The 26,329-nt window shown below is 37.4% G+C and carries 23 protein-coding genes, 1 tRNA gene and 2 other annotated features; of the genes, 8 read left to right on the top strand and 16 right to left on the bottom strand.

All coding sequences use genetic code 11. The features are described from left to right. Positions 1–36: 36 nt before the first annotated feature. The 3 genes from IGI97_RS05620 to IGI97_RS05610 all read right to left on the bottom strand — a co-directional run bounded on the left by IGI97_RS05620 (position 37) and on the right by IGI97_RS05610 (position 3,281). Positions 37–2,118: a DNA topoisomerase III gene (locus IGI97_RS05620; protein WP_379896921.1), complete on the bottom strand. Its 2,082-nt coding sequence runs from the start codon at positions 2,116–2,118 to the stop codon at positions 37–39. 130 nt (positions 2,119–2,248) lie between these two features. Next, positions 2,249–2,614, bottom strand: a complete 366-nt coding sequence (locus tag IGI97_RS05615) for a DUF1033 family protein (RefSeq protein WP_002356966.1) — start codon at positions 2,612–2,614, stop codon at positions 2,249–2,251. A 97-nt stretch (positions 2,615–2,711) separates the two neighbouring features. Continuing rightward, positions 2,712–3,281: a TetR/AcrR family transcriptional regulator gene (locus tag IGI97_RS05610; RefSeq protein WP_002356965.1), complete on the bottom strand. Its 570-nt coding sequence runs from the start codon at positions 3,279–3,281 to the stop codon at positions 2,712–2,714. A gap of 132 nt (positions 3,282–3,413) precedes the next feature. Between IGI97_RS05610 and IGI97_RS05605 the strand changes: the two genes are divergently transcribed. Further along, on the top strand, positions 3,414–3,929 hold the full coding sequence (locus IGI97_RS05605; protein ID WP_002362073.1) for a YbhB/YbcL family Raf kinase inhibitor-like protein: 516 nt from the start codon (positions 3,414–3,416) through the stop codon (positions 3,927–3,929). 16 nt (positions 3,930–3,945) lie between these two features. Further along, positions 3,946–5,184 carry a multidrug efflux MFS transporter gene (locus IGI97_RS05600; protein ID WP_379896920.1) on the top strand — a complete coding sequence of 413 codons (1,239 nt, stop codon included), beginning with the start codon at positions 3,946–3,948 and terminating at the stop codon, positions 5,182–5,184. A 179-nt stretch (positions 5,185–5,363) separates the two neighbouring features. Here IGI97_RS05600 and mnmA read toward each other — a convergent pair whose 3' ends face one another. From mnmA to IGI97_RS05580, 4 genes are all read right to left on the bottom strand, one after another. Next, a complete protein-coding gene (mnmA, locus tag IGI97_RS05595) occupies positions 5,364–6,488 on the bottom strand; it encodes a tRNA 2-thiouridine(34) synthase MnmA (RefSeq protein ID WP_002362075.1) in 1,125 nt (374 codons plus the stop codon). A gap of 225 nt (positions 6,489–6,713) precedes the next feature. After that, positions 6,714–7,058 carry a DUF1831 domain-containing protein gene (locus IGI97_RS05590; RefSeq protein ID WP_379896919.1) on the bottom strand — a complete coding sequence of 115 codons (345 nt, stop codon included), beginning with the start codon at positions 7,056–7,058 and terminating at the stop codon, positions 6,714–6,716. A gap of 67 nt (positions 7,059–7,125) precedes the next feature. Beyond that, positions 7,126–8,271 carry a cysteine desulfurase family protein gene (locus tag IGI97_RS05585; RefSeq protein ID WP_002360007.1) on the bottom strand — a complete coding sequence of 382 codons (1,146 nt, stop codon included), beginning with the start codon at positions 8,269–8,271 and terminating at the stop codon, positions 7,126–7,128. A gap of 156 nt (positions 8,272–8,427) precedes the next feature. After that, positions 8,428–9,402 carry a ribose-phosphate diphosphokinase gene (locus IGI97_RS05580; RefSeq protein ID WP_002362076.1) on the bottom strand — a complete coding sequence of 325 codons (975 nt, stop codon included), beginning with the start codon at positions 9,400–9,402 and terminating at the stop codon, positions 8,428–8,430. A gap of 212 nt (positions 9,403–9,614) precedes the next feature. Between IGI97_RS05580 and IGI97_RS05575 the strand changes: the two genes are divergently transcribed. The 3 genes from IGI97_RS05575 to IGI97_RS05565 are packed head-to-tail and all read left to right on the top strand — an operon-like array spanning position 9,615 to position 12,155. Then, positions 9,615–10,376: a metal ABC transporter ATP-binding protein gene (locus tag IGI97_RS05575; RefSeq protein WP_438738156.1), complete on the top strand. Its 762-nt coding sequence runs from the start codon at positions 9,615–9,617 to the stop codon at positions 10,374–10,376. Beyond that, positions 10,373–11,242 (top strand): metal ABC transporter permease, encoded by an 870-nt coding sequence (locus IGI97_RS05570; RefSeq protein WP_002377030.1) that lies wholly within the window; start codon positions 10,373–10,375, stop codon positions 11,240–11,242. Before IGI97_RS05575 ends, IGI97_RS05570 begins: the two co-directional genes overlap by 4 nt. Next, positions 11,229–12,155, top strand: a complete 927-nt coding sequence (locus IGI97_RS05565; RefSeq protein ID WP_002356954.1) for a metal ABC transporter substrate-binding protein — start codon at positions 11,229–11,231, stop codon at positions 12,153–12,155. The genes IGI97_RS05570 and IGI97_RS05565 overlap by 14 nt, the downstream gene beginning before the upstream one ends. Before the next feature lie 54 nt (positions 12,156–12,209). Here the strand turns inward: IGI97_RS05565 and IGI97_RS05560 are convergent, their stop codons facing one another. From IGI97_RS05560 to IGI97_RS05540, 5 genes are all read right to left on the bottom strand, one after another. Next, on the bottom strand, positions 12,210–13,748 hold the full coding sequence (locus IGI97_RS05560) for an ABC-F family ATP-binding cassette domain-containing protein (RefSeq protein WP_285705444.1): 1,539 nt from the start codon (positions 13,746–13,748) through the stop codon (positions 12,210–12,212). Between the two features lie 369 nt (positions 13,749–14,117). Further along, positions 14,118–15,311 (bottom strand): amidohydrolase, encoded by a 1,194-nt coding sequence (locus IGI97_RS05555; protein ID WP_002356951.1) that lies wholly within the window; start codon positions 15,309–15,311, stop codon positions 14,118–14,120. 14 nt (positions 15,312–15,325) lie between these two features. Beyond that, positions 15,326–16,159: a MetQ/NlpA family ABC transporter substrate-binding protein gene (locus tag IGI97_RS05550; protein WP_002366917.1), complete on the bottom strand. Its 834-nt coding sequence runs from the start codon at positions 16,157–16,159 to the stop codon at positions 15,326–15,328. 19 nt (positions 16,160–16,178) lie between these two features. Next, positions 16,179–16,859, bottom strand: coding sequence for a methionine ABC transporter permease (locus tag IGI97_RS05545; protein ID WP_086318092.1), 681 nt, complete (start codon positions 16,857–16,859; stop codon positions 16,179–16,181). Between the two features lie 18 nt (positions 16,860–16,877). Further along, positions 16,878–17,948 (bottom strand): methionine ABC transporter ATP-binding protein, encoded by a 1,071-nt coding sequence (locus IGI97_RS05540; protein WP_002401302.1) that lies wholly within the window; start codon positions 17,946–17,948, stop codon positions 16,878–16,880. A gap of 85 nt (positions 17,949–18,033) precedes the next feature. After that, positions 18,034–18,284 (bottom strand) — a binding site (T-box leader). A 300-nt stretch (positions 18,285–18,584) separates the two neighbouring features. Further along, positions 18,585–18,830, bottom strand: a binding site (T-box leader). Positions 18,831–19,093: 263 nt separating this feature from the next. Here IGI97_RS05540 and IGI97_RS05535 point away from each other — a divergent pair. The 3 genes from IGI97_RS05535 to IGI97_RS05525 all read left to right on the top strand — a co-directional run bounded on the left by IGI97_RS05535 (position 19,094) and on the right by IGI97_RS05525 (position 21,206). Continuing rightward, positions 19,094–19,166: transfer RNA gene (locus tag IGI97_RS05535), tRNA-Thr, on the top strand. A 156-nt stretch (positions 19,167–19,322) separates the two neighbouring features. Beyond that, a complete protein-coding gene (locus tag IGI97_RS05530) occupies positions 19,323–20,813 on the top strand; it encodes a glucosyltransferase domain-containing protein (protein WP_438738152.1) in 1,491 nt (496 codons plus the stop codon). Between the two features lie 213 nt (positions 20,814–21,026). Then, a complete protein-coding gene (locus IGI97_RS05525; protein ID WP_002383739.1) occupies positions 21,027–21,206 on the top strand; it encodes a hypothetical protein in 180 nt (59 codons plus the stop codon). Positions 21,207–21,293: 87 nt separating this feature from the next. On the opposite strand, the gene IGI97_RS05520 is transcribed toward IGI97_RS05525, so the two are convergent. The 4 genes from IGI97_RS05520 to glmS form a co-directional block, all read right to left on the bottom strand. Then, a complete protein-coding gene (locus tag IGI97_RS05520; protein WP_202522599.1) occupies positions 21,294–22,259 on the bottom strand; it encodes a hypothetical protein in 966 nt (321 codons plus the stop codon). 175 nt (positions 22,260–22,434) lie between these two features. Continuing rightward, entirely contained in the window at positions 22,435–22,725 is a 291-nt protein-coding gene (locus IGI97_RS05515; protein ID WP_368023178.1) for a hypothetical protein, read from the bottom strand. Between the two features lie 48 nt (positions 22,726–22,773). Continuing rightward, on the bottom strand, positions 22,774–24,012 hold the full coding sequence (locus IGI97_RS05510; RefSeq protein ID WP_002362084.1) for an aminoacyltransferase: 1,239 nt from the start codon (positions 24,010–24,012) through the stop codon (positions 22,774–22,776). Positions 24,013–24,322: 310 nt separating this feature from the next. After that, the gene (gene glmS / locus IGI97_RS05505) at positions 24,323–26,131 is read right to left on the bottom strand and encodes a glutamine--fructose-6-phosphate transaminase (isomerizing) (protein ID WP_438738150.1); all 1,809 of its coding nucleotides are present in this window, start codon (positions 26,129–26,131) and stop codon (positions 24,323–24,325) included. Positions 26,132–26,329: the final 198 nt, after the last annotated feature.

Below are 26,329 nucleotides of genomic sequence, written 5' to 3'. Positions count from 1 at the left end.
TGACTTGATTATTTAGAGCCAACATTCGTCAAGTCGCTACTCTTGGTTCATAGCGGCTTTTAAAGCCTGTGCTAAAGCACTTTCTTCAGGTTCGTCTGGTTGTGAATATTTTTTCATCAAACGACGTTCTTCATGTTTAGTCATTTTTTGTTTTCGTTCTTTTTTATCGGGAATTTTTTCAGTAATCGAACAGAATTTACATTTGAAAGAACGACCATTTTTTCCTTCTATAATGACCATTTTTTTATGACATTGTGGGCAACGGTGATTGGATACTTTAGGATCTTTTCGCCGACGATAAGAACATTCTTGCTTTGTACAAACGTAAATCTTCCCATCTTTCGTATTTTTTTCCCGTAAGTTTGAGCCACAATCTGGACATTTTTTTTGCGTAATGGAAAAATCTTGATATTTTTTCTCGCTTTGTTTAATTTCACGGACTAATTTTTTCGTATCCTCTTCAATATCCTTTAAGAAAAGTTGACTCTTTTGTTGACCCGAAGCGATTGCTTCGAGCGACTTTTCCCATTTTTCCGTTAGTTCAGGTGTCACAAGTGATGGATTCACCAAGTCTAATAGTTGCTTTCCTTTGGCAGAGACACTTAAACCGCTATTGGTTCGTTCCATCAATTCTGATTTAATCAGTTTTTCAATAATTTCAGCTCGCGTTGCCGGTGTGCCTAAACTGTGTTTCTCCATTTTTCCCAACAACGTTCCTTCGGTTAATGGTTTTGGCGGCGACGTTAATTCTTTGTTAATGGTAAAGTTTGGCGCAACGGTCATGCCTTTTTGCCATTGGACAGTGGATAGCGGCTGTTCGGCTGTTGTTTTCCAGCCAGCAACAACTACTTTATTTTGATGAAAGACAAATGTTTCTTTTCCAAAAGCGACTGTAACTTTTGTTTGTTTGGTTTGATTTGGCTCAGCAAACAAACCTAAGAATCGTTGAACAATCATTTGATAGATTTTTTGTTCATCATTGCTCAGTTTTTCATAACGAGGACGTTGTTCAGTTGGAATCAACCCATGGTGATCCGTGACTTTTGCATTTTGGAAAACTTTTTGTTGTTTAACAACGGCCCCATTTTTAAGGTAGCCTTTCACTTCTGGTGAAAAATCAGCAATGGCTTGAAGTCGTTCTTTCATCGTTCCTTTCATATCCGTCGTTAGATATTTGCTGTCAGTTCGAGGATAGGAAACAATTTTATGGGTTTCGTATAAACTTTGTACAAGAGACAACGTTTTCTTTGCAGAAAATTGGAATCGCTGGTTGGCTTCACGCTGGATTTCGGTTAAATCATATGGTAACGGCGCATTTTCTGTTTTAACTTTTTCTTGAATATCGGTAACTAAGCCCTTTTGTTTTGAGAGTTCTTTGACTAATTGTTCTGCTTCCTGCCGTTCTTTTAAAGCGTATGGATTTTTTTGGGTCATCTTTGCTTTTTCTGATTCAACAGTTAACGAGATAGTAAAATAAGTTTGAGGCTTAAATTGTTCAATCGTTTTTTCTTGTTGGCGCACCATTGCTAAAGTTGGTGTTTGAACACGACCTGCGGATAAGTTATCTTGATATTTAACTGTCAAGGCCCGTGTGACGTTTAGCCCAACTAACCAGTCAGCTTTTGCGCGCGCCAAGGCAGAGTAATACAAATTATCGTAGTCTTTCGCTGGGCGAATTTTCTTAAACCCGTCTTTAATGGCTTTGTCTGTTTGAGATGAAATCCATAAGCGTTTGACTGGTTTGTTAAAACGGACATATTCTAAAATCCAGCGGGCTACTAATTCACCTTCACGACCAGCATCGGTGGCAATCACGGCTTCAGAAACATCTTTACGATTGGCTAATTGTTTAATCGCTTTTAATTGATGTCCCGTTTTCGGTAACGGTTTAATCCCTAAATTCTTAGGAATCATCGGTAAAGTTTCCATTTGCCACGTTTGCCATTCTTTGTTTAAATCTTCTGGCATTTTTAGTCCTAAGAGATGGCCTAAAGCCCAGGTAACAATCACGTTGGGTCCTTCATAATAATTCTTATTTTTTTGATTTGCTCCTAAAACGCGGCTTAAATCTTTTGCTACGCTAGGTTTTTCAGCAATAATTAATTGTTTTGCAACCACTAGTTTCGCTCCTTTTTGAGTGCTATCTTTTCGTATTATACCAAATATTAGCTCGATTTTCTCTAAATTCCGAGAATAGAAAAAGAGTTTAAAGAAAATTCCCTGAGGTTTTTCTTTAAACTCATGCGTTTCAAATAACTTTCCGTTTGCAGAATTTTGTTTTGCCAAAATGATTGGATATTGTGGTAAACTCAGCTTTATTTTCAAAAGTAACCGCATGATGATTTTCTAGTAATGCTAAACCGAAGTATTGTTGTAAATCTTCATCGCATTCTTCACACCAGCGTTCTTCCCCATCATTCCAGAAAGCCGTTAAATAATTAGGCTTTGTGTTGACGTATGTATAATTCTGAGAAAGTTTTTGCCAAACTTCCACATAATATGTCTCTGCATCGGTCAAGTTATCGAAGGTTTTTTCTTGAACAATGTCCTCTTGCCAATCATCAAAAAACCACCAAGGTTCATTGTCGCCATACATTGTAATTACTTGATACATTGAACCGCTCCTTTTTTTGCTACTGTAGGTATCATAGTCACTTTCTGAAAAAGTTGCAAGGATTTGGTTTCGGACTGAGAAATTTTTGAAATTTATTTTATCCTGCCACTTCTAAAGAAGCAATAAAATCTTCAATCATGCGACGATAACTTTCTTCCGGCGTGGCTTCTTCGCGTTGAAAATAACCTAAAAAACGTAAGGTAATATAACCATGGATTAAGCTACGTAATTCTCGACTTTTATGCAGTCGTTCTTCATTATTAAATGGATAAAAAGCTAAAAGTTGTAAGATAATTTGATTGGTTTCATGGATGCCTTCAATTAATTGTTGGTTTTGCGTTTTCGGCACACTGATAAGTAATTCATAGACTGCAGAATTTTCAAAAGCAAATTGTTGGTACGTTTCAGCATATATCCGAATTGCTTCTGCGCCACTCTTACCCACTAAGGCTCTTCGCAATGCATCATTTAATTCTTGAATTAACAAGTCCACTAGAGCATTTTTTACTTCAGCAATATTTTTAAAGTGATTATAGAGTGAAGGATACTTGATGCCTAAATCAACGGCTAAATTTTGAAAGGTTAATTGTTGAACGCCCAATTCTTCCGCTAGGTTGCGGGCACTTTCAAGGATTTTGGCTTTCGTTAAATTCCGTTTTTTTGCCATCTTTCTAACGCCTCCAATTCTTAAATTTTGGACAAGTATTAGTTTATCATATCTATTGACTCTTTTTAAACTATAAATTATAGTTTATAATAATAATTTGTAAACATTATTTTTGAAAGAAGGCTGTTTGGCATGCATATTACCAACCGTTCTCATTTGGCCGATCGTTATGGCAAACGAACCAGTGCAGAATTTTTATTACACGAACGTCCTATCTTATCTTTTCCTATTTCATTAGCGGCCATTCCTAAAGAAGCCCGCTATTTATCCTGGGAATTAATTGATTATGACACGATTCCTCTAATTGGTTTCCCTTTTATTCATTGGTTAGCGGCCAATGTTCCTGTAACCAATGAGATTCCTGAAGACTTTAGTCGAACAGCACTCAAGCCTACCATTCAAGGAAAAAATAGTCTTGCTTCTCCTTTGGGGAAACAGATGATTCCTGCGCTTGCCACTGAAACGTTACCTGAGTTAACCGAACGTTATCTGGGGTTAAGCCCTCGCTCTGGTGTGCACACCTATACGTTATATGTGTACGCTACAAAAAATCCACTAAATTTAAAAGAAGGCTTTTTTGCGAATGAATTGCATCAAGCATTGAATGATCAACGACTCGCCAAAGCCAAATTTGAATTCCTTTACTAGAAAGTGAGGAAATAGAATGTATGAATTAATTAAAAGTAAAATTTTCCGTCTAAGACAACCTTGGGAAAAAAATCTGCTTGTTTTATGGTTTGGCACATTTATGGCTGGTATTGGCTTTAGCTTAGTGATGCCATTCATGCCTCTTTATATCAACACATTAGGTACTTTTACCCACCAACAATTGAATTTTTGGAGCGGAATCACGTTCTCCTCCACTTTTTTAGTCACAACCATTGTTTCACCTTGGTGGGGCCGTTTAGCCGACCGAAAAGGACGCAAGTTAATGTTATTACGCGCTTCATTAGGGATGGCTATCGTCATTAGTTTAATGGGCGCAGTCACAAGTGTTTATCAATTAATTGGCTTACGCTTATTACAAGGTGTTTTTTCTGGTTATATCAGTAATGCGACTGCGTTAGTTGCTACAGGCACACCTAAGGAAAAAAGCGGTCAAGTGCTTGGTACTTTAGCAACTGGTTCTGTTACCGGCACGTTGCTTGGTCCTCTTTTGGGGGGTGTCACTGCGTCTATTTTCGGTTATCGGCCAACCTTTTTCATTACTGGTACGATTTTATTACTCGTTTTTGTTTTGAGTCTCGTCTTTGTCCATGAAGAGTTTGTGCCAATTGAAAAAAATCAAGCCGCATCTGGGAAACAAATTTTAAAAAAACTAGAACATCCCCACGTGATTCTTGGAATGTTTATTACGACATTAATCATTCAAGCTTCCAATAATTCAATTAGTCCCATCATCAGTTTATATATTCAACAATTGTTGGGTGGTCACGGAAATGTCACCTTAATTAGCGGAGTCATTGCTTCTATTCCAGGGATTGCAACGTTAATAGCCGCCCCTCGTTTCGGCCGGTTAGGCGATCGTATTGGCAGTGAACGCATCTTGACAATTGGCTTAATTTTAGCCATTTTCGTTTACCTACCAATGGCCTTTGTTCAAAATGTCTGGCAGCTTGCTATGCTTCGTTTCTTAGTTGGGATTTCCGATGCCTGTTTACTACCAGCTGTTCAAACATTGATCACTCGTTATTCCCCAAGTGACGCTGCAGGTCGTATTTTCAGTTACAATCAATCTTTCCAAGCGACAGGAAATGTGATTGGTCCTATGATTGGTTCAAGCGTATCTGCCGCTTTCGGTTATCGTGGGGTCTTTATTTCCACTTCTTGTCTGGTTCTCCTTAACCTTCTATGGGTTCGTCGAAGCACCGCCGAATTAAAAAAAGAGAAAAATGATGACTAAGTTATACACAGAAAAGTTATCCACAATTTGAATTTTTAATTTTTCTCTTTTTCTTATTTTTAAAAAAATAGGCATATAAAACAAAAAAGAAAAGCGGATATTTACTGGTTTTATGACCAGCATATCCGCTTTTCTTTTGGTTAACTCTGCGCTTTTTGTTTCACAACTCGTGAAACTTTTTAGACGTATTGTAGTTCTTTTTCATCTTGGTAGGCGCGATCAATTAAGCCGCCCCCTAAGCATTCCATCCCATCATAAAAAACAACAGCTTGACCTGGAGTGACTGCGCGCGCTGGTTCCTTAAACGTAACGGTTGCTTTTGTGCCATCTTCAGATAAGGAAACATGCACTGGGATATCTGCTTGACGATAACGGAATTTAGCCGTACAGTCAAACTCTTTTGGCATTGGCGTATCAACAGTAAAATGAACCTCACTAGCTTCTAAATGTGTTGCATATAGTTTTTCATGGTGAAATCCTTGTCCCACATATAATGTATTGGTAGTTAAATCTTTCCCAATCACAAACCATGGTTCTTGTGTTTTACCGCCGCCACCAATTCCTAAGCCTTGACGTTGACCGATAGTATAATACATCAGACCATCATGTTGTCCTTTGATTTCGCCATCTTCTGTCACCATGTTGCCTTTTTTAGCTGGTAAATAATTACTCAAAAATTCTTTGAAATTCTTTTCACCAATAAAACAAACGCCCGTTGAGTCTTTTTTCTTGGCTGTGGCTAATCCAGCACGTTCAGCAATTGCACGAACTTCTGACTTTTCCATGCCACCCAATGGAAACATTGTTTTTGCCAATTGTGCTTGTGATAATTGGCTTAAAAAATAAGTTTGGTCTTTATTATTGTCAATTCCACGTAACATATGCACTACGCCATTTTCATCCGTTTCTACTTGTGCATAGTGGCCAGTTGCAACATAGTCAGCGCCTAGTTGCATAGCATAATCTAGGAATGCTTTAAATTTAATTTCTTTATTACACATGACATCTGGATTTGGTGTCCGTCCTAACCGATATTCTGCTAAAAAATATTCAAACACACGGTCCCAATATTCTTTTTCAAAATTGACCGAATAATACGGAATCCCAATTTGATCCGCTACTTTTGCGACATCTTTATAGTCCTCAGTTGCGGTACAGACACCATTTTCGTCTGTATCGTCCCAATTTTTCATAAAGATCCCAATTACATCATAGCCTTGCTCTTTTAAAAGCAACGCTGTGACAGATGAATCGACACCGCCACTCATGCCTACCACGACACGCGTTTTGCTGTTATCTGCCATTTTATCACCATCATTTCAATTAGATTCTGAAATCATCCACGATTTGAAGGTCGTAACTTTTCAGTGCTTTTCATTATACTATTTTTTTGAAATAAGTAAAGCAAGCCGGGCGTATAATGAGAAAATACTTGGAACAAAGACACAGCCAACAAGCTGTTGCTTTCAAAGAAACAGAAAACCTGAAGGAACAAGCTACTTTCACTTGTTTCTTCAGGTTTCTCTAAATTATTCTACTTTCTCTAATACACCACGGCTAATTAAGCCATCCATTAAGAAAAAGTATTTTTCTTTACTCATTTCATGTTGTTCATTCTTGAAAATATTCATTGGTTTTAAACCATTTGCCGTTGTAATGGACATTTTCAACTCTTTTAGATCAGCAGTGATCGTAATTTTCAATTTGAAGCCTTCATTTCTCTGAGGCGTTGGATCTAAGGAACGAATCAATTGAAAGTTCCCTGATTTTGTTTCAGTAAAGCCGTTATCTTTTAATGTATAGCGTTTTGCACTAGGATGTACTTTGTAAAAAACTGTTGAGCCTTCAACAGCAGCCATTGTTGTAAATGCCATGGGTTCCACCTCGTTATTTTCATTGTTATCTTCATTATAGCGAAAACCTGTAGCTGCCGCAATCAGATTATTTTTTCAATTGTTGAATCACTGCAACTAGTACTTCAGAAAAAGTCGCAATTTCTTCTGGTGTGTTCCCGTAGCCAAAACTAATCCTGATTGATTCTTTAATAGCTGAGGAATTTTCTCCATACATCGCTGTCAACACGTGCGAAGGATCCACAGTTCCCGCTGTACAAGCCGAGCCAGTTGAAATCGCAATACCTCTTAAGTCCAAATGCATTAAGAGCAAATCACTAGGAATTCCTTTTAAATGAAGATTTAAGACATGCGCTAAACGATTGGTTGGTTCACCATTAATTGAAAAATCAATATTGGCTTCTTCTAACGCTTTTAAAATAATCGTTTGAAAACTTTGATAGGCTGTTTTTCTTGCTTGCTTTTCTGCAGAAGTTAGTAATGAAACGGCAGTACCCATGCCAATAATTCCAGCTAAGTTTTCCGTGCCCGCACGTCGTTTTTCTTCTTGTTCCCCACCATGTAAAAGAGGTGGTAATTGGATTGCATCGCTTTTAAATAAAAAACCTACGCCTTTTGGACCATTGATTTTATGAGCGGAAATACTTAATAAGTCGATCCCTAATTCATGAGGTAAAATGACTTCACTTCCATAAGCTTGGACGGCATCTGTATGAAAAATCGCCGAATGATTTTTAAGAATTGCACCAACTTCAGCAATCGGTAATCGATTTCCAATTTCATTATTGCCATACATCATTGAAACCAAGATCGTTTCTTCGCGTAAAGACTTTTTGAATTGATCCATTGAAATCTGACCATTTTCATTCACAGGCAAGTAAGTCACTTCAAAGCCTAACGTTTCTAAGTATTCCATCGTTCGTAACACAGCGGGATGTTCAATTGCCGTAGTAATAATATGTTTTCCTTCCTTTTGACGAGAAAAAGCAACTGCCAAGATGGCTGTGTTATCCCCTTCTGTGCCACCACTATTAAAAATAATTTCGTGGGGTTTGGCTTGTAAGCTCTCGGCAATCGTTTGACGCACTTCTTCCAGAAGACCGTGTGCCTTTCGTCCAAACTGATGAATACTTGATGGATTGCCAAAAGTCGTTTGCATATTTTCAGTCATCGCTTGAATGACCGTTGGATGAAGCGGTGTTGTTGCCGCATGATCTAAATAAATGGGTTCCAAATGACTCGTCCCTTTCCTTATGTTCTGGCGTTATTCTAGCATAAAAAGCTTAAAACACAAAATCAGAATACTTTCTCTTCTATTTATAAAAGAGATAAGAAAAATAGGCCCAACACTATTAAAGTTGTTAGACCTATTTCTAGTTTAAGGAATCACTTATTCTCCTTTTGGTTCTAAACGGAATAATGGACTCATTGGTTTATTTTCATGGATACGAAGTAACGCTTCCCCCATTAACTCAGCGCAAGAAATAATATTCAAGGTTGCTGGTTGGCGGTCTGCTGTCGTATAAACAGAGTCAGTAATACTAATTTCCTTAATTGGCGCATTTTCTAAGGTTGCTTTTGCGCCTTCTGATAACAAACCATGCGAGGCGCAAGCATACACTTCTTGCGCACCATTTTTCATTAAAACTTCCGCCGCTGTGGCTAACGTTTGACCAGTATTCAAAATGTCATCAACAAGAATACATTTTTTCCCAGCGACATTCCCAATAACGTAACCTTCTTGACGCACCCCATCAATCTCTTCATGGTCTACAATTGCTAAGGTCGCATCTAAGTACTCCGATAAACTACGTGCGCGTTGAACGCCACTGTTTTTAGGCGAAACAATCACAATTTCTTCCCCTACTAATGCTTGTTGACGATAATAATGAGCAAACAAAGGCATTGTAAATAAATTATCTACTGGGATATCAAAAAATCCTTGGACTTGAACAGTATGCAAGTCTAATGTTAACAAACGTGTTGCGCCTGCCTCTACCAACATATTAGCAACTAATTTCGCAGTAATGGGTTCTCTTGGTTTCGCTGTGCGGTCTTGGCGAGCATAACCATAGTAAGGCAAAATAACATTAATTGTTTTTGCGCTAGCACGTTTTAATGCATCAATTAAAATAAGCAATTCCATCAAATGATCATTTACAGGGGCATTCGTTGCTTGGATGATGTAGACATGATCGCCACGAATACTTTCTTCAATATTAATTTGAATTTCGCCATCACTAAATTGGCGCACGGTGCTTTTTCCTAATTCTGTTCCTACTGATGCTGCGATTTTTTCAGCAAGTGGTCGATTTGCATTTAAACTGAAGATGCGTAAGGTGTCATCTTGATAGTTTTCGGTCATGATATCCTCCGTCAATATAAAATAATAGTCGTTTTCATTCATATTCTACCATTTTTTGTCATAAAAATCATGGGATCCTCCTTAATTTATTGAAAGAAACGGTTTTCTTTGTGAAAAAAGCGCTTGTATTTAGGTGCACCTAAAAATTATTTGCATTTTCTTAAACTATCCCTTATACTGATTTTAAGGCAAACCTAAAAAGGAGGAATTTCATGAGAAAAAGCTTTAACTTAGCTGTTCAAGCGTTAACCGTTCAATATCAAGGACGGACCGCTTTAAATAATATCCACGTTACTATTCCCTCCGGTAAAATTACTGGAATTATCGGACCAAATGGTGCTGGAAAGTCAACATTTATTAAAGGGTTATTAGGCTTGATTAAAACAAAGGAACGTGATGTTTTGTTAAATAATCAAGCGATTGACCAACAAAAAACAACCATTGCCTATGTAGAACAACGTAGCGCCTTGGATCTTAGTTTCCCAATTAGCGTTTTTGAAACGGTCTTGCTAGGAACCTATCCAAACTTGGGACTATTAAAACGCCCAGGAAAGAAAGAAAAGCAAGCAGCCATGGCTGCATTAAAAATGGTGCAATTAGAAGACTATGCGCAACGCCAGATTGGCGAACTTTCTGGTGGCCAATTACAACGTGTGTTTATTGCCCGTGTTTTGGCCCAAGGTGCTGAGGTGATTTTTTTAGATGAACCTTTCGTCGGCATTGATATGTCTAGTGAAAAAGTGATTATGGATATTCTCAAATCATTAAAAAATCAAGGTAAAATGATTATCATTGTTCACCATGATTTGCACAAAGTGTCCCACTATTTTGATGAATTAATCGTTTTGAAAAACCGGCTAATTGCTGCGGGTCCTGTTGAACAAACGTTTACTGCAGAAACGCTACAAGAAGCATACGGTGATTTGTTAGGTGATTTGTTAGGTGATTTATTAATACAGGGGGTTGCAAAATGATTGCTGCATTTATTGATGGTTTATTCCGTTATCAATTTTTACAAAATGCCCTTTTGACGTCTGTAATTGTCGGACTCATTTCAGGGGTAATTGGTTCATTCATTATTTTACGTGGGATGTCTTTGATGGGTGATGCGATTTCCCATGCTGTTTTACCAGGGGTCGCTGTTTCTTATATGTTTGGTTTCAATTATATTTTTGGCGCTTCTATTTTTGGCTTATTAGCTGCATTATCGATCGGCTTTATTACCCAAAAAAGTCCACTAAAAAATGATACTGCCATTGGTGTTGTCTTTAGTTCTTTTTTTGCTTTAGGGATTATTTTTATCTCTTTTGCAAAAAGTTCCACCGATTTATATCATATTCTGTTTGGAAATGTATTAGCGGTCGCAGATACCGATATTTTAATTACTTGTGTCGTCGGTGTGATTGTTTTGATTTTTGTGGCATTGTTTTATAAAGAGTTGCAACTCACTTCTTTTGATCCCACAATGGCTCAGGCCTATGGTTTAAATATTCAATTTTTCCACTATGCATTGATGTTTTTACTAACATTAGTCGCTGTTTCTTCTTTGCAAACCGTCGGAACTATTTTAGTCATTGCCATGCTGATTACACCAGCGGCAACAGCTTATCTATTAACAAATCACTTACCGACAATGATTGGCTTAGCCTCTACTTTTGGGATTTTAAGTTCAGTGATTGGCCTATTCTTTAGTTATTCTTATAACTTAGCTTCTGGTGCGACGATTGTTTTAACCGCCGCCTTATTCTTTTTATTGGCTTTCTTTTTCTCACCAAAGAAAGGCCTAGTATTTGTAAACCGTCAGAAAGAAATGGAGGAATCAACGAATGAAAAAATTTAGTTTATTTTTTTTAACACTTTTAGCAGGGTTAACGTTAGCTGCTTGCGGGAATCAAGCCGCTGAAAAGAAAGAAAAATTAGCAATTGTGACAACGAACTCGATCCTATCTGATTTAGTGAAAAATGTTGGACAAGACAAAATTGAGCTGCATAGTATTGTGCCAATTGGGACAGACCCTCACGAATATGAACCGTTACCAGAAGACATTGCGAAAGCTTCTGAAGCGGACATTTTATTCTTTAACGGCTTGAACTTAGAAACAGGCGGAAATGGCTGGTTTAACAAATTAATGAAAACGGCCAAAAAAGTTGAGAATAAAGATTACTTTTCTACAAGCAAAAATGTTACGCCACAATATTTAACAAGTGCCGGTCAAGAACAAACAGAAGATCCGCATGCTTGGTTAGACATTGAAAATGGCATTAAATATGTAGAAAACATTCGTGACGTGTTAGTAGAAAAAGATCCAAAAAATAAAGATTTCTATACAGAAAACGCGAAAAATTATACCGAAAAACTTAGCAAACTACATGAGGAAGCCAAAGCTAAATTTGCTGATATTCCTGATGATAAAAAATTATTAGTTACAAGTGAAGGTGCCTTTAAATATTTCTCCAAAGCTTATGATTTAAATGCCGCTTATATTTGGGAAATTAACACAGAAAGTCAAGGAACACCTGAACAAATGACCACGATTATTGATACCATTAAGAAATCAAAAGCACCTGTGTTATTTGTTGAAACCAGTGTCGATAAACGTAGTATGGAACGGGTCTCAAAAGAAGTGAAACGACCAATTTACGATACACTTTTCACAGACTCTCTTGCCAAAGAAGGAACAGAAGGCGATACGTACTACAGCATGATGAACTGGAATTTAACAAAAATCCATGATGGCTTAATGAGTAAATAAATAATAAAGAAGAAAGAACCAAGTTGACTCCCCCTCAACTTGGTTCTTTCTTCTTTATTTAACTAATTCCTCAATATCAATTACTCGATCCACAATTTCTTCATAAAAATCTGCTTCATGGGAAACCAGAAAAACCGTTCCTGGGTAAACGTGAATTGCTTCTTGTAAACTTTTTTTGGCCGCTTCATCAATATGATTGGTTGGCTCATCTAAAAATAACAAATTACTAGTTTGCATCATTAGTTCCGCTAGTTTTACTTTTGTTTGCTCACCACCACTTAACAGGGCTAACGACTGCATTGCTAACTTATCTGGTAAACCTGCCCTAGCCAAATGACTTCTTCGCTCTTTAATCGTTGTATCTGGAAAACGATCTGATAAATAGTCTAGTGGCGTTAACTGCTCATTAGGCCACGCTAAGTCTTGGGTAAAATAAGCAATTTTTGTATTCAGCGGATAATGAAATTCTCCATCTAATGAAGGAATCACTTTCGTTAACGTTTTAATTAATGTTGATTTGCCAATCCCATTAAAGCCTTTCAATGCGACTTTTTCACCGACATGAACCATTAAATCTAACGGTTCTAACAAAGGTTCCCGATAGCCGACAACTAACTTCTGGGTCGTTAGTGCTTGCGTTGCAACTAACCCTTGATAAGGAAATTCAATCGCTGGCTTAGTCAAGGAACCAGGCGGAGTCAATCGTTCCAACCGGTCCAATTGTTTTTGACGACTTTTAGCCATCGTTGCTCGATTTCCAGCTTTGTATTTACGAATATAGGCTTCCATTTTTTCAATTTTTTCTTGTTGGGCCTGATACTGTTTCAAATAGGTTTGTTTATTCTGCTCTTTTTGTGCAAAAGATTTTTCTACATTTCCAGTATATTTGGTTAATTTGCCAAACTCAATATCTGCGATGCAATTCGTCACTTCATTTAAAAATTGATAATCATGAGAGACTAATAGAAAGCTTCCTTCAAAATTATTCAGATAGCGAACAAGCCATTGAATATGTGTATCATCTAAATAGTTGGTGGGTTCATCTAAAAGTAACACATCAGGGGTCTCTAACAATAATTTTGCTAAAATCACTTTTGAACGTTGACCACCGCTTAGCTCCCCTAACTTTTTATCCAAACCAATTGCTTGTAGTCCTAACCCGTTGGCTAAATCCTGAATAATCGTGTCGATTTGGTAAAAATTACTTTCATCTAAATCTGTTTGTAATTTGCCTGCTTGTTCTAAAAGTTTTTCCGAAGCCGTTTGACTGTATTCTTCATAAAGTTTTGTCAGTTTCGCTTCTTTATCAAAAAGTTCTTGAAAGGCTTGTTTCAAAAAATCAACCATCGTTAGTGATTGTTCTACAGAAACGTGCTGATCCAAGTACCCAATCTTGCAATTTTTTTGCCACTGAATCGTTCCTTCGTCTGGCAATACTTCCCCCGTTAAAATTTTAATTAAGGTGGATTTGCCGACACCATTTTGGCCAGTTAAGCCTAAATGATCCCCTTTATTCACTTGCAATGAAGCCTCTTCATACAAGACCTTTTCGCCAAATCGATGCGTTAAATGTTCAATAGTTAAAATACTCATTTTCGTCACTTCTTTCTTGTTAACTGATTATTTTGGGACAACAAAAAAAGAACCACGTCTGCACGTCGTCCATCCTGACAGAAATCCCGACAACCGCTTGTACGTACACTCAAATAAGACTAGCTTTTCTAGTCAAAAAATGTGCTATCAAGCGATGAAGAAATTAATTGCTCGGCTCCACAACAGTGCTTCATCTGTTCTTAAACTATCGGGAGCTACTTTTCTTGTTAATTTATCAGTTAAAACAAAAAACATGTGAATCACCTTTCTTATGCTTGTATTCTACCATAGTATGACAAGAAAGCAAACCACGTTGGTTTATAACGAAAGGAGCCCACAAACAATCATTTTGTCGGCTCCCTATCCCTATTATTCTGATAAATAGTTTAATGCATAGCGTACGTGGTACTCTGCTGCTAAAAGTAAGGCACGTTCATCAATATCAAATTGTTCATGATGGTGTCCAAAATGAGTAGCAGGATTTTCAGGGTTTCGTGAACCGACCCGTCCATAGATACCAGGAATTACCGCTAAGTAATCAGCAAAATCATCCGCCCCTAAACTTTTAGGATGATCGGTCACAACATTTTCAAAACCAACAATTTCACTGGCTACCTGCTGTGCACGGTTGGTTGCTTGTTCTTCATTAATTAATGGATTCGCTGCCGCATAAACAGAAAAATCAGCAATTTCTGTGCGATGAGACTGGGCAATTTCATGGGCAATTTCTTCGACTCGTTGTAAAACAAATTGGCGCGTTTCCTGACTAAATGTTCGAACAGTACCTTCAATGGTTGCCTGGTTTGCTACAATATTATAGCGTGTTCCTGCTTGTAAAACGCCAATTCCTACTACGACAGAATCTAAAGGATCAATCTCGCGAGCTACAATTTTTTGTAATTCCACAACGATACTGGCCGCTGCTAAAACAGCATCTCGGCCATTCTGTGGTTGGGCGACGTGACTACTTTGACCACTGACTTCAATTTTAAAAATATCACAAGAGGCGTTGGTGGCGCCTTTGGTAGCGACTAATTTCCCGACCGGCACACTAGAATCTAAATGAATCCCAAACACTTGGTCGATTGCTTCTAAATAATTTCCTTCCACAAATTGTCGAGCGCCTGCACCAATTTCTTCAGCTGGCTGGAAGGCCAGTTTAATCGTTCCTGAAAAGGTATCCTGATGTTTTTTGAGCACTTTAGCTGCACCTAGCAATGCTGCCGCATGACCATCGTGTCCACAAGCATGATTGAGTCCTGGATTTTTAGAAGCATAGGCAGCACCTGTTGCATCTGGCAATTCCAACGCATCAATATCTGCACGTAACAAAATCGTTTTGCCAGCGCCAAGACTTCCTTCAATGGTTGCTAAAACACCCGTTTCCCCTACTTCTACAAAAGGAATAGCTAAGGCTAGTAGTTCTTCTTTAATTCGCTTAATCGTTTCATATTCTTTTAAACTTGCTTCAGGGTATTGATGAAAATGGCGTCTTAAATGGATTATCCATTCCTTTTCTGTAGCAATAGCTTCTTGGATTGTTTGAATCGTTGTTGTACTCATTATAAATGCCTCCTTTATTTTTTACCAAATGTTTCCCAGGCTGGAACATTGGCGCCTTTTGATGTTTCTGCAATGACCTTTTTCGTTTCTTCTTGTTGATATTCTTCTACAACTTTTTGATAAAGTTTATTCTCTTGATCTTCTTCTCGGGCCACGACAATGTTCACATAAGGTTTCGCTTTTTCGTTTACAGGTTCTAAGAAAATAGCATCTTTATCTGGTGTATACCCAGCATCGACAGCCATGCCGCTATTAATCACTGAAGCATCGACATCTTGTAAAGCGCGCGCTGTTTGCGTAGCATCTAATTCAGTTATTTTCAATTGGCGTTTATTTTCAGTAATATCACTGACAGTCGGTAGTTGCTGTTTCGCAGGATCAACTTTTATCAGTCCTGCAGTTTGTAATAAAATTAACGCCCGCCCACCATTCGTTGGGTCATTAGGAATAGCAATTTCTCCGCCGTCTTTAATTTTCGTGATATCTTTCAATTTATTGGCGTAAATTCCCAATGGTGCATTGACTGTATTGCCAATTGATACTAATTTCGTCCCATGTTCTTTATTGTAATTGTCTAAAAAGATTTGATGCTGAAAGGCATTTAAATCAATTTCTTTTTCTGCTAATGCTGCATTGGGTTGCGTATAGTCTGTAAATTCTACCAATTGTAGATCAATATTTTTCTTTTTCAAACGGTCTTTGACCGATTCCCATTCATCATTTTTTGTTCCTACAACCCCTAGTTTAACGGTTTCTGTCTTAGTATCCTTCGCAGACCCCGATGCACAACCTGCAATCGTAAAAGCTAATACCCCAATAAGTCCAATTAATTTACTAAATTTTTTCATTTGTCATTTCTCCTTTTTTCTAATGTGATGTTTTTTTGATTAATTGATTACTAATGGCTTGACTGATAAATACCATAATTAAAATAATTAACGTGGCCATAAATGTCACATCGGTTTGAAACCGATTGTATCCTCGAGTAATCGCTAAGTTGCCCAGACCACCGGCTCCAATCGCTCCTGCCATGGCTGTTAATCCAATCAAATTAATAATTGTCACCGCTGAAACACGAATAATACTTGGTAACCCTTCAATTAGATAAACCCGAAAAATAATCCCTAAGGGACTCGTCCCCATAGCTTCTGCCGCTTCGATAACGCCAGAATCCACTTCTAATAACGCATTTTCAATTTGGCGCGCGAAGAACGGAATTACGCCAATAACTAATGGGACTAACGCTGCGGTTGTACCAATTGTCGTTCCTGCCAAAATTCGTGTTAATGGTTGAATCAGTGCGAGCATAATAATGAAAGGAATAGAACGGCAAACATTAATAATTTTTTCTAAGACACTGTACAGGGGTGGATTTTTCAAAACACCACTGGGGCCAGTACTAACAAGCACGACACCCAACAAGACTCCTAACACACCAGCTATCAATGCTGTCCAAAAAACCATGTATAATGTTTCCCATGTACTTTGAAGAAACTCTTGTTTTAATTGGACAACATTCGGAAAATATTTCTCAAATAATTGATACATTCTCAGTTCACTCCTTTTTTAAATCACCTGTAAGTTCTGCTTTTTCTTCGTTTGCTGATAGGTTTTCAAAACATTGGTTCGCACGCCTTGTTTCGCTAAATAAGTAAGGGCTTGTTGACGCTGGGCCTCATCACCAGAAAGCACCACAATTAAATGGCCAATAGGAACGTTTTGAACAATTTCGACATTGCCATAAAGGATATTTGTATATACCTGATATTGGCTATACAATTGTGCAATTAATGGCTCGTTCGTTTGATCTCCCACATAAGAAAATTCAATTAATTCTTGATTTTTATCTAAATCAGCTAATTTAGGATGTTCAAGAATCGTGGTTAATGCTTGGTCAATATGAGTTGCTGTCCGGATAAAATCTTTTGTTAAAGGTTGTTGGGGTTGACTAAAAATCGAAACAATATCGTTTGATTCGACAACGCAGCCATTTTCCATCACCGCGACTTTATTACAAATTTCTTTAACCACTTGCATTTCATGGGTGATTAAGACAATCGTCAAGTTCAGTTCTTGATTTAACTTTTTTAACAAGGCTAAAATCTGTCCCGTTGTTTTTGGATCTAACGCACTCGTCGCTTCATCACAAAGTAAAATTTCAGGATCATTTGCTAAAGCGCGGGCAATCGCAACTCGCTGTTTTTGCCCTCCTGATAGTTGACTAGGGTACGCGTCCCGTTTTTCACTTAGTCCAACTAGCTCTAATAAATGGCTGATTTTTTGACGCCGCTCAGTTTTACTTAGCCCAGAATATTTTAATGAAAAATCGATATTACTAAATATGGTCCGCTCTTTCATCAAATTAAAATGTTGAAAAATCATTCCAATCTTTTTTCGTTGTTGTCGTAATTCCTTTTTAGAAAAAGTTAAAATATTTTCTTTGTTAATAATAACGGTGCCCGCTGTTGGTCGTTGCAATAAATTAATTACCCGTACTAGCGTACTTTTTCCAGCACCGGAATAACCAACAATTCCGTAGATATCCCCTTTATCAATTGTCAAAGAAACATCTTGGACAGCCTGAATTTCTTGTTTTTTTTGTTGAAATGTCACACTGATATTTTTTAGTTCAATCATTCTTTATCCCCCTTCATTCTTACCAACCTGCATTTTTTCATAAAAAAGAAAAAAGCATCCTCAACGACACAACTCGAGTTGTATCGTTGAGGACGCTTTTTTGCGTGTTACCACCTCATGTTCAGAATTTGCTCACACAAATTCCCTTTTCAAGTACGGAACAATATGTTCGATACCCTAGCTCGATAACGGGAGCACCCGTCGCCGCCTTGTGTTTAACACTCGGAGCGCTTGCTCAATAGCCATTTTCCAAAACGTCTTTGTCACCTATTCTCAGCTACCTAGGCTCTCTGTTAAACAAATCAAGTCTTGTACTTACTATATCACTGCTTTTTTATTTCTATTCATTTTAAACTGATTTTCGTTTATTTTCAAAATCAAACAGACTAGAGTTCCTATCCCTTCAAGCATCGAGTAATCGCAGATAATAGCTGCTCTCTCTCTTTGCATCAGTCGTAGTGCTCAACAGGATTTAACTGTGACGAGAATCGCAGCTTTGGCGAGAATCGTAGGAACACTTTCGTGCAAATGACACAACTTGCCCTTCGGTCACCTTGTACTGTTCATCATCTACTCTGTCGCTTCGCGCCAGTCGTAGTGATTCACAGCAAAAAGCCCTTCACTAGCGTTTTGCTAGTAAAGGGCGAATGATTCGCGGTACCACCTTTTTTCGAAATATAACTGATTCTTTATATCTCATCTCTTATCCAAGTCTTTATTAACTTGGTGCACATGGTAACGGGTGCTTAGCCGAAATTGCTTACTTATCAGCAATTTATTCTCAGAGGCCATCTTCAACTTTTCTGAACCTTGTCCCTTTTCACCAATCAGGACTCTCTTTTGAAGGTCATCAAAATTTACTCTTCTCTTCAACGAATGAATAGTTATCTGTGATGTTGATTTACACTTTACTAGAGAAAAAAGAGATTGTCAACAGTTTTTCTTAGAAAAAAATCATTTTTCTTTTTTTACGAAAGAGCAATTGACAAACTTTCGTCTATACGTTATTCTATTTCTTGTGCACGAGATTTGTACGATTTTTCAAAAGGAACTTTGACGATTACTCGTCGCAGTGTAGCCTTTGAAAATGAACTCTATGGGTTTCACTTCGTTGCAATCCTCGAGTTAGTTTAGCCTTTGAAAGTGCCGCCTTAGCTCAGTTGGTAGAGCACCACCATGGTAAGGTGGGGGTCGCCGGTTCAAGCCCGGCAGGTGGCTTTTTGGTAAAATCCCAACTCTTTAATAAAGAGTTGGGATTTTTTGTTTTGCCTACACTTAGTGTTCTGTCAAGATGAGAAAATAACAAAAGCAATTTCTTCATTCCACTCGTTATGGTATATTTTAATTGTTAAATAATTATTGGAGTGGAGTACAATGATGAAACAATTACCTACAGAATCAAAAAAATTTGATTTAAAGAATTGGTGTATTGAAAATAAAGCCTATCTTCTATTGATCATTTTAATTTATCAAGTGGCAGTTTTATCCATCGGCATTATCAATTTCCCTTACTTAGATGATAATGCTCGCCAAGTCGCTGGAATGACAGATTTTGGTACGACTTACGCACGTTGGGGCAGTGAATTTCTCTCATGGTTTGTTCAAGGAAGTCGTCATTTGACAGATCTGGGCTTGACCACACCGATTCTAACAGGTCTTATCTTATCTCTCACAAGCATACTGGCAATTTATATCATCAATGACCAAAAAATTAGCTGGGGTTCCTCTTTAGTAGCTACTTTAATTGGCCTCAATCCTTGGTTCCTCCAATGTCTTAGTTTCAGGTTTGATAGTCCCTATATGGCATTGAGTATTTTTTGTTCGTTTCTTCCTTTTTATTGGTGGCAGCGTAATTCTTTTACGTTTTCCTTGGTTTCTGTCTTTTCACTGTTTGTTATGTTTAATACTTACCAAGCCTCGTCAGGAATTTATATAGTTATCGTCTTATTCCTTACTTTCAAGCAGTTGCTTGCTGGAGAAAATTTCATTGCTCTTTGTAAAAAAGTCGCACTTGCTGCTATCGCTTATCTACTTTCTATAGTGAGCTACCTTATCGAGTTAAAATTTGTACCTTCCGCAACAAACAACATTGGGGGCAGTCAGGCCTTACCAAGTTTGCATGATATTCCCAGTGTGGCTTATCAAAATAGTTACCATTATTTTTCAGAGCTATTGAACCAGAGTAATCGTTTATGGCTCTTATTACTGCTCCTACTGCTTGTTTTATTTTTTATTAGTCATCTATCAAATAGCAAAATCAACTTAGGCCTAAGTTTCCTTTATTGTATCTTGTATTTAGGACTTGCTTCTCTCTTAAGTTTTGGTATTTTTATTGTCTATTCAAGAAATATCGCAGGTGATGCGCCTCGCTATATTTACGGATTTGCTGTTTTTGTTACAATCAGCATGTTAAGTTTATTTAACAATCGACAAGTGAAAGCAATTTATCTAACTTCGTTACTTGTGGCCAGCTTGTTATCTTATTATATTTTATCGTTTGTTTTGGTGTATTCTTCCACATTAAACTATCAAAAAGAAGCATTCAATCGCCAAGCAGCTGTTTTAACAGATGATTTAAAAAATGTTGTAACAAACGAACGAAAAAAAGTTTATTTAAATACGTTTTTCAAAAATTCAACTGTTTATGCTAATACAAGTCGAAACTACCCAATTCTTTCAAAAATTGTGCCACCAAATGACGGTCTATATTTCCCTAATTACGTTTGGTTCAATACTTCATCGAATTTAGGAGTAGAGATGGCACCACTGACCGATACGGATATGTCTAAAAATCAAAAAGTAGTAAGTAATCACTTTTATGACATTTATACAAACAACAAAGAAATATTTGTGTTTATGAAATAATTTGTTCCATCCAAAAACACTTCTTTTGCAATAAACGTGACTGTATGGTTTGATTAAGATGGATTAAGTATTCTTTTCGGATAAAGCTAGTACTTCCTGAAACTTGTTTATTTCCCATTTTTCTTATGAAGTAACAAAATTTTTGAGAAAAAACAGCTCGTTTTCTATGTTATGATAGAGAAGTGAAAATCACCAGAAAGGTTGTTGCGGACTATGAGAACTCGTCAGAAAAAATTATTTTTATTTTCAATGATTTTGTGGTTGGTTGAATTTTTAATTACACGGATTTCTGATTCTTTTCCAGGAGCAACGCCATTGTTCGTTGTGATTTGCTTGATTCAAGGAATCCTTTTTACTTATTTCTGTCTTGCTTTTTTCTATTATCCGCAATAATCAGTCAAGAAAAGCAATTAGAGCAGATTCAGCAAATTTCTGAAACCGAAAAAATGGCACGTCCTCGCTTTTAGGACGTGCCATTTTTTAAAGCATTATTTGTGTAAAAGCCGTTCGTATCGCCTGTTGAACTTTTTGAACAGCAGCGATTTGATGGCCTTTTGCTTCAGTCAATTCTTTTTCAATATATTCAGGATAGTAGGTTGCCAAATAACCCAAGACCCAGATAGTTGGATCTGAAATAACCGTCTCTGCTAATGGATACAAATAGGTAAGATGCAATCGAATTTCTTCTTCCAAATGCTGCAGCATAATTGGATCATCATTTTCTAAGCGATTCCTAAGTTCAGTATAAATTTCGGAATAGATTGGCGTATTTAACGGTCCAGTTTTTCCTTCTAGTAAGACTGTCTGAGGCTGATTGTCATACCAAAGAAAGGTCAGTGGTTCTGAAAATTGCAACAGTGCTAATTCTTCAATGAACCATTCCCGAGCAAAATAACTAAGTGCTTGGTTCATAACTAAATCTTTTGCGACTTCCACAAATACTGGTTTAGGCAAATATAAACTGGTTTTAATGTTCGCTAATTGTTGATAAACGGGCAATTGATCGCTTACTAACAAGTTCCTTTTAATTGCTTGAATTTGCTGCGTTTCTAATTGTTGATACGCCTCTTCCACTTGCATTAATTGCTGTTCTAACGTTTTTTGTTGTGCTAGCGTTATTTTTTTAGTTTGAAGTAATTGCTTCAATAAAATATACCCTTCAATAAAGCGACGACTTTGACTATAAATTTGCATATAAATTGCCGCTGTTTCAAGGTTCTCAAAATAAGTCTCTTGGAACGCTTCTGCCAATGCTAGTGCTTCGTCAGCTTCACCCATTTCCAACAATAATTGGACAATTTTTTGGTTTACTGGCGGCGTTTGTTGTAGCTGATAGGCTTGTTGAAAATTTTCTAAAGCGGCGATCTGATTATGTTCTACAAGTGCTTCTTCTCCTTGTGCAATAAAACGTTCATAGTTTTTTGGAAATTCATGAATGGTACTCATATCTAACCTCCTTTATTTCTTATTTAAAGCAGATGAGCCTGGGACAAAAATCACTTTGGATTTTTGCTCCAGGCTCAAAACCTGATAACCGGCGGGAACAGAACCAACACTACGCGTTGCTCGGAGCTAAACGGTTCTGTCCCGACCTCGATTTTAACTATTCAAACGGACTTTTTTAGTAAAGATTACGAATAATAATTGCCGTTTCTAGGTCGCCCTCAGCGTTCATCTTCTCCGCCTTTTCTTCTAAACTATACCCAGCAAAACTTTCGTTTGTTAAAACATCTGCTACTGTAAATTTAGCAACTTTTTCAATACTGACCGCATCTGGGGCTACTTCTTGCACGCTATCCCAGCCTGTATCAATAAAGACTTTTGTATCTTCTGTAATCGCTTCGTTTGCTTCTAACTCCTGCATAATTTCTTTTAACTGTGCATACGTCATAACCTCGACTTGATTTTCCATTTAAACGCCTCACTTTGTCCATTCCTTTTTAAGGATTAGGTTTTAATTTTAGACTTTTTCTTTAATTGTTTTTAATGCGTGGTATAAGGCATATTTCATTGGTTTGGCTTTCCATTGGAAATTGCCCATTAATTCTTCGACATGACCGCCAAAGGATTGTTTGAATTTAAGAACCCCATCACTTCCATCAAAGACACCGTCAACGCCATAAAAATTATATTTGGGAATGTTATTTTCTACTGTGTAAGTTAACATTTTATGTTGAATTAAATACGGTGCATAGTATTGTTTATATTTTTCATACGTACCACTAAACAAGTAAACAACTTCTTGTGGATGAACAATGAATAAGGCGCCCGCTAAAATTTCAGGTTCATCTGATGTTTTCATTTCTTTAGCTTCGTCAATCCGTTTGCGCACGGTACGAACTTCATCTTCAAATTCACGTTTCTGGTTATTTTTTTTACGGCTTTTAGGATTGGCAATTAACGCTTCATTGACTTCGTTGAGCGTCTCTTGTAATTTGCGTAATTTCTCATGAAGATTTTCTAAATAAGTAGCAAAGTTTAGTTCCGCCACCATAAATTTCGCTCGTTCGCCAAACTCTTCATAAACAGCTTGGTAATAAGCTAAATCCTTATCTTCAAAATTACGTCGTGCACTTGTTTCTTCCGTTAATTTCTTAAAGAGAGGTAGCTCTTCGTAACGAAGTTCTCGGGTTGTTACTCCATATTCCCATGTTTTCTTGATGTCATATTTAGCATCTTTTCCATAAGATTTCCAGAGCTCTTCTTCTGTTAATCCAGCCATATCTTTGACAAACAGCCAACGTGGCGCGCCATCAAAATTGTGCACATCAAACCCTTGGTGTTCAAAACCAATTGATGTGAAATAGTCAAATGTTTCTTGATTGACCTTTTCAACTTCACCGCCATTAAAATCACGTAAACAAATTTGTTTATTGGGAGTAAAGGTTAAATAAAGGCCATCATTTTTTTTCACATATTTTTTTAAGCCTGTGAAAAAGGCTTCTACACATTTTTTATCTGTATAATCCATCAAAATTCCGCCGTCAATGTCGAAAGCATAACCAATTTTGACTTTTTTCTTGCTTAGGATACACGCAGCAATTAGTTGGCCTTCTCGTTTGACGCCAACGTATTCACAATGCCAGCCACGTCGTTCCAATAAATGTTTCATTTCGGGTGTTTCTAAAAAGTTACCTGCAGGATGTGTCATTGCAAAGGTAGTAAATTCTTGTTCAGTTAATGTACTAAACTGATCCATATCAAACAACTCACAATCTTTTTTTGTTAAATAAATTAGCACTTTTCAGCTTAACCTACTTTTTGCTTTCTTTCAAACAAAGTTACCTAACTGGCTAATTCTTATTTTTCGGTTCTTATTAATTATATCTAATTTTGCTAAAATGCAAACAGTTTTCAACGGAAAAAAAGAATTTCTTTGGAATCTTTCATTTTTGACTAAATATCTTTCTTTTATAAAAAATATCTGAGACAAAAATCTAAAGTGATTTTTGTCTCAGATATTAAAACTCATGAAAACCCGTTGAACATCTTTCTCTCAGGTTCTTGATTTACTCAACAGTTACACTTTTGGCTAAGTTCCTTGGTTTATCAACATCGTAGCCTCTTTGTAAGGTTGCATAGTACGCTAATAATTGACCTGGAACAATGCTAACTAAGGCAGAAAGTAACGGATGAACATCTGGAATAATCAGTTGATCCTGTGGTTTTGCCAAGGATTCCAAGGCAATCACAATATTTCTTGCTCCACGACTTTCGACTTCCTTTAAATTGCCTCTTGTATGGGCTGCGACTTTGGCATCTGTCACAATCCCAATCACAGGTGTTCCTTCTTCAATTAAGGCAATCGTTCCATGCTTCAATTCACCTGCCGCAAAGCCTTCTGCTTGAATGTAGGAAATTTCTTTCAACTTCAAGGCCGCTTCCATCGACACATAATAGTCGACTCCTCGCCCGATATAGAAGGCATTTCGAGTATACGTCAGATAATCTTCCACTAAGGCTTTCATTTGTTGTTTTTCATCAATCAAGGTTTCCATGACAGCCGCTACCACGCTCAATTCGTGAGCCACATCAAATGAGACGGCTGCTAATGTTTGACGTTCTTCGCCAATTGCTTTTGCTAAAATAGCTAAGACAGCGATTTGAGCAGTATAAGCTTTGGTGGAAGCGACAGCAATTTCTGGTCCTGCGTGTAATAACAAGGTATCGTCCGCTTCACGTGATAATGTTGAGCCAGCAACATTTGTTAATGTAAGTGATGGATGCCCTAATTCATTAACCTGTACCAGTACTTGGCGGCTATCTGCCGTTTCACCACTTTGACTTAAGAAAATGAAGAACGGTTTTTCAGATAAAATAGGCATGTTGTAGCCAAATTCGCTTGATAAATGAACTTCCACAGGAATACTGGCAATCGTTTCAATTAAAGATTTTCCGACCCAACCTGCATTATAACTTGTCCCACAAGCAATAATGTAAATTCGGTCACATTGATTAATTTTTTCAAGTAACGCCTCATCTAAAGTCATTTTTTCACCTTGAGTATACGCTTGAACAATTTTGCGCATCACTGCAGGTTGTTCATCAATTTCTTTGAGCATATAAAACGGATATGTTCCTTTTTCAATGTCATTTAAATCTAATTGCGCTTCAAAAGGTTCTCGGTTGATTACTTGTCCTTCTGGCGTTTCGATTACTACTTTGTCCGCTGTAACAGTTACAATTTCACCATCAACAATCTCAACAAATTGATTGGTTTCTTTAATCATCGCCATCGCGTCACTACAAATAACATTAAAGCCTTCACCTAGACCGATAAGTAACGGGCTTTTATTTTTCGCTACGTAGATAGTATTGGGGTCCATTTTATCCATTAATGCAAAAGCGTATGAACCTTTAATTTCGGCTAAAGCCGCTTTAAAAGCATCTTTTGTTGAAAAACCATTTTCAGCAAAATGAGCAATTAATTGAACGACGATTTCAGTATCTGTATCACCAATTAAGTGAGCACCACTTAAAAATTGTTCTTTTAATTCTTCAAAGTTTTCAATGACACCATTATGCACTAATGCAAAGCGTTGATCGCTTGAAACATGGGGATGTGCATTGGCGACAGTTGGTTCGCCATGAGTGGCCCAACGAGTATGACCAATACCAACTGTTCCATCGATTTCTGGCGTTAATTTTGCTGCTAAATCGGCAATGCCCACAACTGCCTTAACTACATGGGGCTGTTGGCTTTGATCATTCACACAAATCCCAGCAGAATCATAACCTCTATATTCCAATTTTGTTAATCCTTGAATCAAACTTTCCGTGACATTTTCTTTTCCAATCATTCCGACAATTCCACACATAATGCTAATTCCTACTTTCCAATTGAAATTCTGTATTTACTAGGTCCTGTTTAACTAGCAAATCCCATTATATGTTTCTACCTGCGTGATAACCGCTTTGTTCTAACTTCACAATTAGTTTTTCTTTGTTATCTGTAGAGTGCAGTCCCTAGAGCTACCCGCCGAATCTTCGATAAGCTCTCTCCTCGTCACCTGAAC

It is taken from the genome of Enterococcus sp. DIV2419 (assembly GCF_051711865.1).
In the GTDB taxonomy this organism is placed as follows: Bacteria; Bacillota; Bacilli; order Lactobacillales; family Enterococcaceae; genus Enterococcus; species Enterococcus faecalis.
Note: the sequence above shows the minus strand (reverse complement) of the source record. Positions and strands in the feature narration are given on the sequence as shown.